The sequence below is a fragment of the Bacteroides xylanisolvens genome, assembly GCF_018289135.1.
GTDB classification, from domain to species: domain Bacteria; phylum Bacteroidota; class Bacteroidia; order Bacteroidales; family Bacteroidaceae; genus Bacteroides; species Bacteroides xylanisolvens.
Genome location: NZ_CP072216.1, coordinates 1,331,231 through 1,346,974, shown reverse-complemented (window position 1 = coordinate 1,346,974; position 15,744 = coordinate 1,331,231). Strand labels below are relative to the sequence as shown.

Annotated in this window: 11 protein-coding genes; 2 read left to right on the top strand and 9 right to left on the bottom strand. The window is 42.3% G+C overall.

The window, feature by feature from the left end; translation table 11 throughout:
- Positions 1-10 precede the first annotated feature (10 nt).
- On the top strand, positions 11-2,443 hold the full coding sequence (locus tag INE92_RS05595) for a sensor histidine kinase (RefSeq protein WP_195436303.1): 2,433 nt from the start codon (positions 11-13) through the stop codon (positions 2,441-2,443).
- Between the two features lie 114 nt (positions 2,444-2,557).
- Positions 2,558-3,088, top strand: coding sequence for a GNAT family N-acetyltransferase (locus tag INE92_RS05590; protein WP_004296057.1), 531 nt, complete (start codon positions 2,558-2,560; stop codon positions 3,086-3,088).
- A gap of 443 nt (positions 3,089-3,531) precedes the next feature.
- Here the strand turns inward: INE92_RS05590 and INE92_RS05585 are convergent, their stop codons facing one another.
- From INE92_RS05585 to INE92_RS05545, 9 genes are read right to left on the bottom strand one after another with little or no spacing between them, the layout of a single operon-like run.
- The gene (locus INE92_RS05585; protein WP_134985609.1) at positions 3,532-4,767 is read right to left on the bottom strand and encodes an MFS transporter; all 1,236 of its coding nucleotides are present in this window, start codon (positions 4,765-4,767) and stop codon (positions 3,532-3,534) included.
- Positions 4,768-4,803: 36 nt separating this feature from the next.
- A complete protein-coding gene (locus INE92_RS05580; RefSeq protein WP_004296059.1) occupies positions 4,804-5,250 on the bottom strand; it encodes a YhcH/YjgK/YiaL family protein in 447 nt (148 codons plus the stop codon).
- Positions 5,247-6,449, bottom strand: coding sequence for an AGE family epimerase/isomerase (locus INE92_RS05575; RefSeq protein WP_008640339.1), 1,203 nt, complete (start codon positions 6,447-6,449; stop codon positions 5,247-5,249). The genes INE92_RS05580 and INE92_RS05575 overlap by 4 nt, the downstream gene beginning before the upstream one ends.
- A gap of 11 nt (positions 6,450-6,460) precedes the next feature.
- Positions 6,461-7,378 (bottom strand): dihydrodipicolinate synthase family protein, encoded by a 918-nt coding sequence (locus INE92_RS05570; protein ID WP_008640340.1) that lies wholly within the window; start codon positions 7,376-7,378, stop codon positions 6,461-6,463.
- 31 nt (positions 7,379-7,409) lie between these two features.
- On the bottom strand, positions 7,410-8,963 hold the full coding sequence (locus INE92_RS05565) for a hypothetical protein (protein ID WP_015531070.1): 1,554 nt from the start codon (positions 8,961-8,963) through the stop codon (positions 7,410-7,412).
- Between the two features lie 22 nt (positions 8,964-8,985).
- Positions 8,986-10,557: an outer membrane protein assembly factor BamB family protein gene (locus INE92_RS05560; RefSeq protein WP_373259899.1), complete on the bottom strand. Its 1,572-nt coding sequence runs from the start codon at positions 10,555-10,557 to the stop codon at positions 8,986-8,988.
- 3 nt (positions 10,558-10,560) lie between these two features.
- On the bottom strand, positions 10,561-12,273 hold the full coding sequence (locus INE92_RS05555) for a glycoside hydrolase family protein (protein ID WP_195436305.1): 1,713 nt from the start codon (positions 12,271-12,273) through the stop codon (positions 10,561-10,563).
- A gap of 13 nt (positions 12,274-12,286) precedes the next feature.
- Positions 12,287-13,969 carry a hypothetical protein gene (locus INE92_RS05550; RefSeq protein ID WP_195436306.1) on the bottom strand — a complete coding sequence of 561 codons (1,683 nt, stop codon included), beginning with the start codon at positions 13,967-13,969 and terminating at the stop codon, positions 12,287-12,289.
- 16 nt (positions 13,970-13,985) lie between these two features.
- Entirely contained in the window at positions 13,986-15,734 is a 1,749-nt protein-coding gene (locus tag INE92_RS05545; RefSeq protein WP_008640433.1) for a RagB/SusD family nutrient uptake outer membrane protein, read from the bottom strand.
- Positions 15,735-15,744 lie beyond the last annotated feature (10 nt).

Below are 15,744 nucleotides of genomic sequence, written 5' to 3'. Positions count from 1 at the left end.
AGCAAACAATATGAAAGAACAAACAAATTATGACTATGAAAAATACGTTCAGATAGCACAGATGGCCAAAATGGGATGGTGGGAGTCAGATTTGAAGAATAAAGAATATATTTGCTCTGACTTTATTGTTGACTTACTCGGCCTTGAAAGTAACCGCATCAGTTTCACCGAATTCCACCAAAGAATACGTGAAGACCACCGGCTGCGTCTTAAAAATGAATATATGTCTCTTTCTTATCTGGAGACATACGAACAAATGTTCCCAATCCGGGCAAAAGACGGGGAAATATGGGTGTACTCTAAGATTAATTTCCAAAAGCCCGATAGAGAGGGATATAGGAACATGACAGGCTTTCTGCAATATATTGACAGACCGATCGATACTACGAATGGAAACATTGATTTCTTTCAAGTGAGCAATTTGCTTTACCAACAAACTAATATTTCATATTCATTGCTTGCTTTTCTGCAATGTGATGATGTCACTCAAGTGGTTAACAAGACGTTAGGAGATCTTCTTCACCAATTTTTGGGCGATCGTATCTATATCTTCGAAATAAACAGAAAAGAACAACGCCAGGATTGCACTTATGAGGTTACCGCCGAAGGAATATCCAAGGAACAGGAGTTCTTGAGCAATATTCCCTGGAACCCTTCTACCTGGTGGAATCATCAGATAGCTGAAAGAAGGGCTATCATACTGAACACGCTGGACGATATGCCCGAAGAAGCTGCGGAATATCGTCAGACGTTGGAGATGCAGGATATCAAGTCGCTGATGGTAGTTCCGCTAATCTCTAAAGAAGAGGTATGGGGCTATATGGGAATTGATATGGTAAGAACGCAGCGTAGCTGGAGCAATGTGGATTATCAATGCTTCTCCTCCCTTGCTAATATTATCAGTATTTGTATCGAATTGCGAAAGTCGGAGTTACAAGCCAAAGAAGATCGTCTAGCTTTGGACAACAGCGAGAAGATATTGAGAAACATCTATAAGAATCTTCCGGCAGGCGTCGAACTTTACGACAAAGACGGTTATCTGGTAGATATTAATGATAAAGAGCTTGAAATATTCGGTTTGTCTGACAAGAATGAGGCATTGGGAGTTAATCTGTTCGATAATCCCAATATTCCTTCAGAGGTTAAAGAGAGATTGAGAGCGAAAGAAGATGTAAATTTCTCCATCAATTATGACTTCTCCAAAATAAATCAATATGTAGATAGCCGGAGAAATGGGATTATTAATCTTAACACTAAAGTTACTGCTCTCTATGATTCTCAAAATCGATTTATCAACTATCTGTTTATCAATATAGATACGACGGAAACGACCAATGCATACACCAAGATACAGGAATTTGAGAATCTGTTTCTTCTCATCGGTGATTACGCCAAGGTAGGATTTGCTCATTTCAATGTATTGACAAGAGACGGATATGCCCAAGATACATGGTACAGGAATTTGGGAGAGAAAGAAGGTATTCCCATGCCACAGGTTATCGGAGTATATGCACATGTGGTTCCTGAAGATCAGGCTGTTCTGAAAAACTTTGTAGGTGAAGTGAAAACGGGAAAGGCAACCAGTTTGCGTAAAGAAGTTCGTGTATGCAGGGAGAATGGCAAATATACATGGACCAGCATTAACGTAATGGTCAGAGATTATCGTCCGCAAGACGGCATTATTGAGATGTTGTGTATCAATTATGACATCACGCCTTTGAAAGAAACTGAACAGAAATTGATTATTGCCCGCGATAAAGCGGAAGAACTGGATCGTCTGAAATCGGCTTTCCTGGCTAACATGAGCCATGAGATCCGTACTCCTCTCAATGCTATTGTCGGCTTTTCCAGTCTTCTGGCAGAAACGGATAGCAGAAGCGAACGGCAGGAATATATCAAGATTGTGCAAGAGAATAATGAACTTCTCTTACAACTGATATCGGACATTCTCGATCTTTCGAAAATCGAAGCGGGAACATTCAATTTTGTATATACCAACGTGGATGTAAACGAGACTTGTTCTGAAATTATCAAATCAATGGGAATGAAAGTAGGTAAAGGTGTTGAACTGATTCTGGAGGAACCATTTCCGGAATGTTATATCTATACGGATAAGAATAGATTCACCCAAGTAATCAGTAACTTTATAAATAACGCCTTAAAGTTCACCCAGCAAGGCAGTATCACTTTAGGATATGAACAAGTATCCCATCAGAAAATAAAATTCTATGTGCGCGACACCGGAATGGGAATACCGGAAGAAAAGCAAAAGAGCGTATTTGAACGTTTTGTGAAGCTGAATACTTTTGTTCAGGGTACAGGGCTGGGACTTTCTATCTGTAAGAGCATTGTTTCCCAAATGGGAGGAGAAATTGGCGTGGAATCAACTGAAGGAGTCGGCTCCTGTTTTTGGTTTACACATCCGTACCACGCTGCTGATTAGACTGACTATATATGAAAGGGGGTATTCAATGAATGATGGTTAATACTTATAATAACGAATAACTTCCAATAAGGAAAAAGAATTGTACCTTTGCATTTTATTATTATCATAGTTATGCAAAAGTATATAGAAACACCTCGTCTGATTCTCCGCGACTGGAAAGAAGAAGACATCCCGTTTTTTGCCCGTATGAATGCCGATCCGAATGTGATGGAGTTTTTTCTTAATTCATTGTCATCGGAAGAATCATTTGCCTTTTATCAGCGTATTCAAAATGAGTTCCAAACCTGTGGCTTCGGTTTGTATGCCGTAGAACGAAAAGAAGATCATGCTTTTATGGGCTATACCGGACTACATCAGATTACATTTGATGTTGACTTTGCTCCGGGCATAGAAATAGGCTGGCGGTTAGCACACGAATATTGGGGACAGGGTTATGCTCCTGAAGCTGCAAATGCATGCTTGGAGTATACGCGCAATAAAACGGATATAAAAGAACTCTTTTCTTTTACTTCCCTTCTCAACCAACGGTCAGAACGTGTAATGCAAAAAATAGGAATGGAACGAGTGAGGGAATTCGATCATCCGCTTGTCCCTGGTGAACATCCGTTGTGCAGACATGTGTTGTATCACATCAAATTTTAAAGAGCTATTGACTTTCCTCTTTTTATTTTGTATATTTGCAATAACCAATTAGCTGACAACAGATATGATATATACAAAAATAAAGACATAAAGAGAATTTTCAGAAACATAAATATGTGTCTGAAAGAATAGAAATGGGGTGGAATCTTTGCAGATTCCACCCCATTTTGTTTAATATATTCGTGTCTACTTAGTGAATTATCCCGAATATCGTTATTATAAATGTAAGACCCGTTTATAATAAACTGTTTCATTATTTATTAAAAATGCAAAATGAATTCATTAGCATCCTGTATAATAAAAAGAAAACAGTTTAAGAGTAAGAATAGTACGAATACAATATTCACAAATATATCTATACATTTGAGGTGATAAATGAGCTTTACACTAATATTCTTTTCTTCTCATTACTCATAACAGCCCAAACTATAACCATCATTGTATTACTCCATATTATCCGTTTTAGGTCTTAAAAAGTATAATTGTAGTCCTAATGCAAGCGCAACGACGATACTGAGCATAGCAAATCCTTCGCCCAGACTTCCACCGTCCGTCCATTTTCCCAATAATTGAGTTACTGCAGCTCCTGCAAAAACTCCTGTCATGTTCATAATACCATATGCCGTCCCTCTATATTTAGCAGAAACGAACTGGCATAGAATAGGCATATTGTTGGCATCGAAAATACCAAAACCGATGCCGAATAACAATCCTGCACCTATTACACTAATGAAACCATGTCCGAAACCTAGCAATAACAGTGCGGGGATGGTCATCCCCAGTCCGATTGCCCCTGTATAGACACGTCCGCGGATATTCTTCAGCACCCATCTATCCGACAAGAATCCTCCCAATATTACTCCGACAAATGAAGATAGGGCAATGGTAATCGTAGATATTGGCCCTGCCTGTGACATTGGAATATCCAGATTCTCCGCAAATAGCGTTGGTAACCAGTTTTTTGTAGCCCACCCCGGTAAACTTGGAGCCGCAAAATAAAATAATATCACCCAAAAAGAAATATTTGAAAATAACAGTAATAGCCCTTTTCCTATTGAATTCCCCTTGCTAATGCCATTAGCAACAACCTTTTCTATTTTCATTCGGACAGGATTCTCATGCAGGAAAAAGATAAGAACCACAGAATAAGCAATACCTACAATGCCAAACCAGTGAAAAGTGCTCTGCCAGGAAAATGCAGCGGCTGCCGTAGCTCCAAACCCACCGATTGCCTGACCGACATACAGTCCGGTCATGTGAACTCCAATTGCCAATGAGCGTGATTTGTCCTGATGCCAATCCGCTATCAAGGACAGAGCGGAAGGAATATACAATGCTTCACTAATCCCCATCACTGCACGCAAACCATATAATTGCTCAAACGTCGTGGCATATCCCATCAGGAATGTTACAGCCGACCAAACAAACAAGCTTCCGACGATTAACCATTTACGACTAAGCCTGTCTGCAATAATTCCGGCAACCGGGCTCATAAAGCCGTAAATCCAAAGAAAGACTGCCATTAATGCACCGAAAGCTTCTGCCTTCGTCAGCTCTACAATATCTATTTTCATTGCTTCCTGCATTGTAGAAAGCATTTGTCTATCCATGTAGTTGAGCAACGCTACTACCCAAAGCAACGCAACCACTACCCATGGATAAATATTTTTATTTTTCATGGTAGTTGTATTTAAAAGATTTTTGAGACTGTTTACTTAGACTTTTACTTTAGCTATCAGTTTGCGTATCCAGCCTTTACCGATAGCCGGAGCATGGGGGTCCTCCGGATATACAATGACGAATTGTCCGGGCAAGAGATTGATGAAAGTAGTAGGAACGTCACCATATAGGGCACAATCACTCTTTTTATCATAAGCTTGCCTTTCCACTTTTAATTCTTCCAAGGCTTTCCAACCAATGGTTTCTTTGCCTTCAAGCAATATGTGCACATCAATATAATCGTGATGCAGTTCTAATAAACGCTTTCCTTCAGGAATACATTCAGGATAGATATTATTGACAATCAGATTATCACCATCCAGTCTGATAGTTCCCAGTTCCTCGTGCAACAGATCGTGCGACTTCACATAATCGAAAAGCTGTTTGAACAACGGGTGAAGTTTCTCCACCCGTTGGCTATTTTGTAAATTGGATACAATCATCTTATTTCTTTTTTTATTTCAGACATTATTTCCTCACAAAGCATATATCCTTTTGTCATCATGCGAGGGATATGAAAAGGTCCTTTAAACAAATTTCCTTTTGCCGGCTGGGCGACCGTTCCATCCCGATGCAGATAGCCATACCACTCTCCGTATTCTTTGTCCGGGAAATGTGTATATGTCCACTCGCTGATTTGTTGATGCATCTTCAGGTATTTCTCTTCTTTCGTCATCAGATAGGCATACAGGGTAGCGATAATTGCTTCTGTTTGCGGCCACCAGAATTTCATATCCTGCGCATAGTCCTGCGAAGGAAGATTCCTGCAATCTTTGAAATTGATAATACCGCCGGATTCTTTGTCCCAGCCCCACTCCCATGACCAGTCTAAAATTTTCAGCCCCAGTTCTTTTATGTTTTGATCCCTTCCCCGGAGCTTGGATTCTTCCAGTAAAAACCAAGCTGTTTCGATACAATGCCCCGGATTGATGGTACGTCCCATATTGGAGTCTATAAATTCTCCGTTCGGTCCTACGGTTTCCAATAATGCCTTGAACTCCGGATGTAGGAAATCTTTTTCCAGACAGCTAATGGACTCGTCAATCTGCCGTGTCAGACATTCGTCTTGAATAGCTTCCCTGATTCGGGAAGCTACATTTATCAATATCATGGTGATGGAATGTCCTTTCATGGGGAGCGTATCTCTATATTTGGGAGCAAGCAGCCCAGGAGTTTGCAGGAAATATTGCATACGTTTGAACAGTTCGAGTGCCTTCACCGCATACGTCTTATCCCCCGACGCTATCGAATATTCGGACATCGCTATGGCTGCAAATGACTCGGAGAAAATGTAACGGCGCTTACGTAAAGGGCGACCGTCCGCTGTCACTTCAAAGTACATACGCCCATCCGAATCAAAGCAATACTTCTCTATAAAGTCTAGTGTGCTTTTTGCGGCTTGCAGCCATGCCGGGTTCTTTTCTATATGATTATAGGCATAGGAACAAGTAAATGCAAAACGCCCCTGAAACCAAACGGATTTTGTACTATCCATTAATGCACCGTCGCGATCTACACAAGTATATATACCACCATTCACTCTATCCAGTCCATACTTTATCCAAAAGGGCATGATATTATTCTGCATATCATCCTTATAGGTATTAGCCCATTGTTGTATATAGTCAGTAATATTCTTCATACGTCCTCCTGTTAGAATTTATTGCAACGTTCGAAGAACCGGATTTCTTCCAGTTCCGCTTTCATCTGTTTTTCTTCGTCATCGGTCATGTTTTGGAAAGGAGTACGGTTGCCACCCAAATCCAGCCCGATAAGCTTCATGATACGTTTGCCGCCAACAATATTTCCACGGAAATGACAGATTACGTTAATCACTTCCTGGGAGAAGTTTTGCAATTCACGGGCTTTCTCCAAGTTACCGGCTTTCCAGGCATCAATGATACCGACCAAATTTATACCGTTATAATTGGTCGTTCCGCCGATTCCGCCTTGCGCCCCTCCCATTGCGAGGCATGGAAGAATGGTTTCATCCTGCCCATGAAGCATATCGAACTTGCCGTCTTTATACAAACGACATTGATTGTATTCATACAGGCTTTCGAAGGTATATTTGATTCCCGCAAAATTGGGAATACGGTTTTCAACAGCTTTCAGGAAAGCAAGCATCGATAAGAATGCTCCATTGAATGCAGGAATGTGATAATAATAGAAGGGCAGCTTCGGTGCTCCGGCAGCAATCTCTTCGCAGTACTTTACCAATTCTTCTATTCGTCCTATTTTCGGGAAAGGAGGTGCCATTGCACCAATTCCCCAAGCTCCGATTTTCTGAGCATGTTCCGCCAGCATCCGGCTTGACTTTACGCAGCAACTCCCCACGTGTACAATTACCTTAAAGCCATCCGGTGCAACTTCCATCCAACGTTCTGCCAACTTCATTCGTTCTTCATCAGTCAACATATACCCTTCTCCAGAAGAACCGTTGATGAAAACACCTTTCAAGCCATTTTTTACAAGTAGCTTCGCATAGGCTTCGATTGGTTCATAATTTACTTCTCCATTTTCATAAAACGGAGTAAAAGGAGCATTGATTAATCCTATAATCTTTTCCATAATACAGTTTATTTTTTTAAGTTTAATATATTTAGTTATTTTTCAATTTATCCATGGGGGTATCTATACCCTCGTCTGATAGTCCCGGTCCTCCACCGCCGGTATATCCACCACTTTCGCCTGTTTGCCATGCCGAAATCCAAAATGCATAGATATCCGCCTGATTCAGATAAAACTTCAACCGGACTGTTTTCCCCACCAGTGATGTTACGCCTGGATGTTTTTCCCATGAAATCATCTGTTTCGTTTTATCCGATTTTTTCATTGATATGCAGTCTTTCTTTGTAAATCCTTCCATTGGCTGACCGTTATCATCCAACACTTCTACCGCTAAAGTTCCCTTCACATCTGCATTTACAAACAAATAGTTTCCATTTGCCGGAATCTGAGTTTTTATTTCTATATATCCTTCTTTTCTTCCTGCCCGCATCGAAACAAAACCATCACGACGAAGCATCGCAAGTCCTGTGGCAAAATTGGAATCATGTTTCGGCTTGCTGTTATAGCGTCCACTGACATAAAAATAAAGAGAGTCTCCGACTATCAGAGGGCTACCCGCAGTAGACTGTACATTGCCTGCATTCCATGCATGAAAGTCCTCACTGACAGGAAGAAATGGTTTCTTGTTTTCCCGGTTCCAATGAAAACCGTCTTTGCTCCAACCTATCAGGACTTCATTCCTTTTTTGAATGTTCAGACTGTCACAAACATTGTTCTCCGGTCCCTGCCAAACGGTGAAGTAGCCTAATATACAGCCCTCATACGGCATTGCTTCATGATTGTATATCTGTGGACGCAGTTCGGGAAATTGAGGATGACGCGGGTCATCGGCATCGGCATTAAACCAATAACGGATAAACTTATCACTCTTGTTGTCATATATCCTATGTGCCAGGCTAACCAGCATTTCCGGATCTTCATGTTCCAAATAATTGCGTGAACGCCTATACACTCCATTTATGGTTTTCAATGACAGGACATATTTCTTGCGAAACGGGTCGTAATAAGCCGCACAACGGTCGTACAATTCTCCCGAAAGAGCTTTCGGCTCACTCCAATGGATTCCGTCAGAAGAATATTTGAGTTTCATGCTGACTGTGAAGCGATTATTAAATTCTACAACAAACATTTTATAACGCTTCGTCCGGTCTTTCTCAAATTTATCAAGCAACACGGAAACGCAATCATGCTCTAATGTATCTACGATATTGGTTCCCGGAACAACGTCCAGCTCCGGTTTTATCCAGACTTTCCCGTCGGACGACTCTGCATAGCAAGTGACGAGTCCTAATAACTTTCCGCCACCGGCAGAATACCACATCTTGAATTTATGTTCTTCTTCATCATACCATACGCCACCGCTGAATGGAGCGGCATAAGGGTCGCCATTTATATTCAATTCCCATTTTTTATCAGCTTTCAAAACAGGATTGCCAGAATAATAGATGGGCGAATGATGTATTCGTTGCAGATTTGTTTTCTCAATGAATGTTGTATCCACAAAAAGGATACGTCCTGTTTGCCCGCATACCGAAACATTGCACATTAATAATAAGAAAACTGCCAATAAAGAATATTTCTTCATAATCGTCGACATTTTAAACTACTTACTTTTGCAAACCTGTCCGTTGCGGATTCTGGCCTTTCATCGGCCATCCAGAGTTCGCATAGGAAGTAGCTCCAGATGAGATACATACCATATCAGATGCACCTGCAACAGCTTCAATGCCGACATATAAATATCCTCTTGAATCCATTACCGGACTGGAAGTACATTTAACGCCTAACTCTGCGGATGCAAGTAAACTACCGTCTTGTTTCACTATATAATAGACGGCTTTGTTCGAGATGATATGGATATATCCTCTGTTATCGATGATTGGTACGCAGTTGTTAACGTCCTCCGTTGTAGCATAATGCCATTTTAAAGAACCGTCCGAATTCAAAGCGAAAACACCTGCCGAAGCTTCACCGGCAACAGCATTTCCACCGTTGGCATAAAGCGTTCCATCCGTACCAATCACAACACCACCGTTGACAATGGCTCCCGGAGTCTTGTACACCCATTTTTCCGTTCCGTCAGGATTCAGAGCTATGATAGCGCCACCTGATGTCAGTTCGGCTATGGTATAAATGGTTCCATCCGCTCCTATCGTATAAGAATTTCCTTTCAATGCTGTACCACCCAAATCTTTCTGATAGACAAACTTTTGAGTACCGGTAGCAAAATCATAACCGAAATATCCCGTATTCTTGGAAGAGCCGAAATAGACAGTTCCGTCTTTGGACAGAGACATACCGGACAACACTTCTACATCTAAAGCTATTTCTTTGACTACATCACCGGCAGGACTTAATACGATTATTTTCTTTCCTCTATGTCCGAAGTAAATATTACCGGATGCGTCAATAGCCGGAGTGACAGCATATAAATTAGAATCGGCAGCTTTGTATGCCCATTTTCTGCTACCATTATTTCCTACAGCAAATAAAAACAAAGCACGGGGGTGTTCAGCAGTAGCTGGCTTCAAATCACGAACCACAATATACACATCTCCATTCGTTCCTACTGCCGGACTTGCATATACCATGCTTGCCCCACCGCCCGGATTCAGTTCATTCATATTGGCGGTTACGTCAAATGCCCATTTTTGTGTCCCATTTTCCGTATCATAAGCATAAAGTTTCACGTCAAATGCTCCTGTGGAAGTCTGGTCGGTAATCATATAAACCGTTTTACCATCAGCCGACAATGCAGGTGAGACTGTACTTTCAATAGGTCCGCCCATTTCTTTCTGCCACATTACATTGATTGCTTTAGCCGGGTCTAAGATGGTAAGGTCCTTCTTAGCTGTGGCGTTCAAACCGTTATCATCAGTCACCGTCAGTTTAATGGTAAATGTACCGTCCGACGGATAAACGAAAGTTGGATTCTGTTCCGTCGAGACGGATTTTTTTGCATCGCCAAACTCCCATAACCATGCTACTATCCGGCTTCCTTCATCGGGTATGGAAGCATCTTTAAAAACAGCGGTCTGTCCCAGTTCGTACATATTCTCACTAATGGTGAAGTCTGCCTTTGCCGCAGTGTGATAATATACCTTATCCTCTTCGCAAGAAGAAAATGCAAGAATACAAATCAATGATAATAAATAAGCTAATCTGTTCATAGTATTCATTTTTTAATTGGTTTTATCTATTCCGGAAATATTCAACCCGGGACCTCCGCCAGCGGTATATCCCATACTCTCCCCATTCGCAGAAGGAGAAATCCAAAAAGCAAATATTTCACCGTTATCAATATAGAATTTCACTTTCAGTTGTTTGTTCTTCAAAGAGGCTAATGAAGCGTTGCCTGTCCATTCTATCTTCGCTTTTACATTATCCCCTTTAAAGGCTTTGCACTCATCTTTTGAGAATCCTTCGATTACTTTATTATTGGAATCTAAAAGTTCCACTTTCATTTCTCCCGTGACATTGGCATTGACAAAGAAGTACGAACCGTCAAATTTCAATAAGGGCGTTTGCAGTTCGCCCGTTCCTTTCATGGAAGCAAACCCGTCGCGACGAAGTGTAGCCAGTCCGGTAGTGGTAATCTCCTGCGTACCTCTCAAACGACGACCGCTCAGATAGAAATAGAGTTTGTCACCGACAATTAACGGTGCTCCGGCTACGGATTGCAGGTTACCTTGATTCCATGCGTCCGAGGTGGTCGTATTTACGGCATGGAAAGGATTCATATCTTCACGGAACCAACTGTAACCGTCACGGCTATATCCTACCATGACTTGATTTCTCTTGATTACATTGTCCGAAGCACAAACATCATTTTCCGGCCCTTGCCAAACGGAGAAGAATCCCAGCATAATGCTTTCATAAGGCGTGGCATCCTGATTATATATCGCAGGTGCTATATTCGGATAGTCTGTATGGCGTTGTTCATTAGCCCACGGACCGAACCAGAATGCACTCAATAATGCTTCCGCTTTCTTTGTTCCGGCTTCCGGGTCGGCGTTTTCATTATAATCCCTCGCACGTACCAGCTTATTCGCATCTACCCGGACATTATGCCGCATGCTATATACCCAAACGTTTCTGAAAGGATTTTTATATACCGTTGAACGGTCGGCAATCGGTTCCGATTGAACTGCGGCACGCCAGACTTTGCCGTCCGGGGAAGTCTTGTAATGGTATCTCCATTTCCCGGATTCACGGGCAACTAAAAACATCTTGTATCTTTTCGAAGCATTACTTTCCTGTTTATCCAGCCAAACAACAGACGCGTCACGTTCTGAGTTATAGTCAACGATATTTGTTCCGGCTACAACGGAAAGAATGGGTTTTGTCCAGTGAATACCGTCCGTTGATTCCGCATAACAAGTCACTCCTGCTCCGCTAGTTGCATAGGAGCCACCACCTGCCATGTACCACATTTTGTATTTTCCTTCCTTTTCGTCATACCATACCCCGTCGCTGAAAGGAGCGGCAAATGCCGCACCTTTTGTCCCGGTTTTCTCCCAATCCTGTTCTGGTGTCAGTATCGGATTGCCTGAATAATATTCAGGATAATAGAACGTACGTTTTAGATTAGTGGATTCTATCAGGAAATTGTCTACAAATAACTGGCGTCCTACCGAAATATTAATAACAGAAGGTTTATCCGACAGATAAAAAGGTGACATTCCTTTTTCCAATTCAGACGAAGATGAACGTACTGGCGGCCACTGTTCGGGCAGACGAATGCCATTGTACAATAGCCGTGAATCTACCGGCTCTTCGTCAGGCGGAACCACTACCGGGGGATTATTATCTCCATCTGGAGTATCATCACTGCCACCGCAAGCTATCAGCATACAAGGAAGGAAAAATAGTAATGTATAAAATAAACGTTTCATAGTCATTTATCTTTTATTTGTTTGCAGGAACATCTATGCCACAGGTTGACAGTCCCGGTCCACCTCCGCTTGTATATCCACGGCTTTCGCCCGTTTGCCACGGAGAAATCCAAAATGCATATATATCAGCGTTATTCAGGTAGAACTTCAGTCGGACAGTCTTCCCGATGAGCGATGCTATATCCTGGTGTTTCTTCCATGTAACCAACAATTTTGTTTTATTCATTTTCTTCATCGGTACACAGTCTTTCCGCGTGAATCCTTCTAATGGCTTTCCATTTTCATCCAGAATTTCTACGGTCAAGCTACCTTTTACATCTGCATTGATAAAAAGATGTTTGCCGTCAAAACGAATCTTCTCCGTCAGCAGATAGCCGTCCTTATCTCCATGCATGGAGACAAAACCATCTCTGCGTAAAGTAGCCAGTCCGGTAGATGTATAGCTATCCCACATAATCTTGTTTCTTTGACGTCCGCTGGAATAGAAATAAAGTGAATCTCCTACTACCAAAGGCACTCCGTTGATGGACTGCATATTTCCCCAGTTCCATGCTCCTTCCGTCTCATTCACAGCCATGAAAGGCTTGAAAGAAGGACGATAGAAATGGAAGCCGTCACGGCTATACCCTAGAAAGATTTCATTCTTTTTCTGAATACCCAGTTTGGCACAAACTCCATTTTCCGGTCCCTGCCAGACACTGTACAATCCTAACATAATGCTTTCATAAGCAATGGCATCAAAATTGTAAATACCCGGTTCTACTTCCGGAAACTCCGGATGACGCGGCTCTTTATCGCTCGGAGTAAACCAGTAGACCATATTCTTATCAGGTACTCCTTTTCGGATACGATGTGCGAAACTTACTGCCATTTCCGGGTCTTTATTTTCCAAATAACTGCGTGAGCGGGAAGAAACTGTTGTCCCGTAACGCATACTCAATGCCCACACATCACGAAACGGATTGTAGAATGCTGATGAACGATCGTATAAATCACCAGACTGGGCGACTCCCTCTCCCCAATGAATCCCGTCTGACGAGTATTTTAAAATAAATTGCCACCTGCGATCCGTGGGACGGCGTTCGACATTGAACATCTTGTACCGTTTGGACGGATCTTTCTCCTGTTTGTCCAACCAAATAGTAGCTGCGTCACGATTGCAGGTATCTACAATATTGGTTTGGTTCCAAATATCCAGTACAGGTTTTGTCCAGTGCTTGCCGTCTTCCGATTCGGCATATCCGGTATAAAAGGTCTGATTGTCTCCTTTGTGAAGAACGCCGGCACCTGCCAAGTACCACATTTTGAACTTCCGGTCTTTTTCGTCATACCAGATCCCATCACTGAAGGGTGCAGCGTAGAGTCCGCCTTCGGTTGTCTTTTCCCATTCCTTGTCAGGTCCGAGTACCGGATTCCCTTCGTAAAACCGGGGAGTATGAATCACTCTATTCAAATTAGTTTCTGCAATCAGAAAAGAATCAACAAATAGTTGCCGTCCTACATTTACAGGAATTACTCCCGGCTTTTGTTCAAGATAGGGTATCGGCATATCTTGTGCTTTTTGTGGCTCCGTATAGCGGGGTGGCCATTGTTCAGGCAAGTGTATGCCATTGTAAAGTACTTCTGTTTGGGCAATAGCGAGCCCCGGTACTACCAAACTGAACAGTAGTACCGCAATATTTTTCAAATTTATCATGCTAATTCTTTCTTAGTTAATATCCCGGATTATTTTCTGTGATATAAGGGTTAGAATTCACTTCATTGATAGGAATCGGCAACCATTCGTGCTTATTGGTGACGAATCCTTTAAAGTCATCTGCCGATATGAACTTCTTGAAGTTAGGATCGGATTCCTGCAACTCTGTAAAACGGCTGGCTAGCTTGCCCCAACGGAGCAAATCATAGAAACGATGCCCTTCCAAAGCAAATTCCAGGATTCTTTCATTCTGAATATCAGCCATGGTTACGGAAGGGAGTTCGCTCATGTTGGCACGTCCGCGTACTTTATTTACCGCCTGCAAGGGAGTCATATTTGATGCTGGTGTGCCACCGCTGACAACGGATTCTGCATACATCATCAACACATCGGCATAGCGGATATACCGCCAGTTCACCCCATGGGCACGGGGTTGATTATATACATACTCCTTGACGCCCGCACCTACACCGACCAGTTTAGGAGTCCCGTCTGCTTCCGTTTGTGTAGGCATGGAACAATCAATCCCTTTTCTGATACCTGCTTTGAATGAATGTGCCAAAGGATTGGACACGGTAGCAAATCCTTCTTTTCCATTCTTTGCAGGATAAAGTTCTTCCCATTTATAACCACCGGGACCTTCCAGACGTACCGGATTGCCGCCTGCATCATTTCTCAAATGAATGCTCGCATCCAAATCATTGAATATCATTGTGGAGAACATTCGGATATCCGTATAACCGTCCTTGTCTACCGAATTCACAAATGCGTTATAAAGCCAGTTATGTACTACGCCTTCATAACCTACTCCCGCTCCCGGCAACATCAGTCCACGTGAATCGAACGCCAAACCGGAAGTGGCAAGCCCCGGATTGAATCCTGCATTATCGACATCGCCTAAGAATTGAAATTCAAGAATTGATTCTTCGTTATTTTCATGAGCGACATCAAAATTATCGGCATAATTTTTAGTCAGGTCATAAGTTCCGTACTTTCCGTCTATAACATCACCAAATTCTTTGGCAGCTTCACTGTAAAATGTAGTCTTGTCTTCACCATAATATTGCTCGATTCCACTACGGTATAGGTAAGCTTTTCCCAATAAGGCGGCTGCAGAAGCTTTTGTCACACGACCGGCATTCTTGCTGTCCCAATATCCCTTCACGGGCAACAATTCTTTCGCGTGTGCCAGGTCTTCTTGAATAAAATCCCATACGGCAGCAGGTTTTTCCAAAGGACGGACATAGTCATCGCCATTGCGTGGCATCTGTCTGATGGGAGATATATTCCGGAAATTAATCAATAGGTAATAATGCGCAAATGCCCTCCAGAAATAGGCTTCACCCATGTATGCGTTCCGCAGTTCCTCATTGCCGCTGAAATCGACAGACGGGGCGGTTTCGATGATGTAGGATGCTTGAGAAGCAGTGGTGTACATCAATGTATAAGGTTGCTCGATAGTGTAATAACTGGCATTCAAGTCGGCACCAAACATGCCCGGTTTGCCATAATCCGAATTGGACGATGCCTCGTCAGAGCGGATTATCGTTGTCTTAGAGCCGGAAGCTCCCAGGCAGCGTTGCGTAGACATATATCCGTACATGGTCATCACTGCGTCATTTACAGCGGACGGACTGGTGAAATAAGCTCCCATACTCGGCTGGTTCGGATTAATTGCCAGATCATCAAAGATACCGTTGCATCCGTGTAATATTAAGCCGCCCGCCAAGATAAATGCGGCATATACTTTCTTATAGTTTTTCATATTAATCATA

Excerpts from the sequence above, each read along its gene's own strand:
- INE92_RS05595 (WP_195436303.1), top strand. The coding sequence starts at position 11 with ATGAAAGAACAAACAAATTATGACTATGAAAAATACGTTCAGATAGCA.
- INE92_RS05590 (WP_004296057.1), top strand. The coding sequence starts at position 2,558 with ATGCAAAAGTATATAGAAACACCTCGTCTGATTCTCCGCGACTGGAAA.
- INE92_RS05585 (WP_134985609.1), bottom strand. The coding sequence starts at position 4,767 with ATGAAAAATAAAAATATTTATCCATGGGTAGTGGTTGCGTTGCTTTGG.
- INE92_RS05580 (WP_004296059.1), bottom strand. The coding sequence starts at position 5,250 with ATGATTGTATCCAATTTACAAAATAGCCAACGGGTGGAGAAACTTCAC.
- INE92_RS05575 (WP_008640339.1), bottom strand. The coding sequence starts at position 6,449 with ATGAAGAATATTACTGACTATATACAACAATGGGCTAATACCTATAAG.
- INE92_RS05570 (WP_008640340.1), bottom strand. The coding sequence starts at position 7,378 with ATGGAAAAGATTATAGGATTAATCAATGCTCCTTTTACTCCGTTTTAT.
- INE92_RS05565 (WP_015531070.1), bottom strand. The coding sequence starts at position 8,963 with ATGAAGAAATATTCTTTATTGGCAGTTTTCTTATTATTAATGTGCAAT.
- INE92_RS05560 (WP_373259899.1), bottom strand. The coding sequence starts at position 10,557 with ATGAATACTATGAACAGATTAGCTTATTTATTATCATTGATTTGTATT.
- INE92_RS05555 (WP_195436305.1), bottom strand. The coding sequence starts at position 12,273 with ATGAAACGTTTATTTTATACATTACTATTTTTCCTTCCTTGTATGCTG.
- INE92_RS05550 (WP_195436306.1), bottom strand. The coding sequence starts at position 13,969 with ATGATAAATTTGAAAAATATTGCGGTACTACTGTTCAGTTTGGTAGTA.
- INE92_RS05545 (WP_008640433.1), bottom strand. The coding sequence starts at position 15,734 with ATGAAAAACTATAAGAAAGTATATGCCGCATTTATCTTGGCGGGCGGC.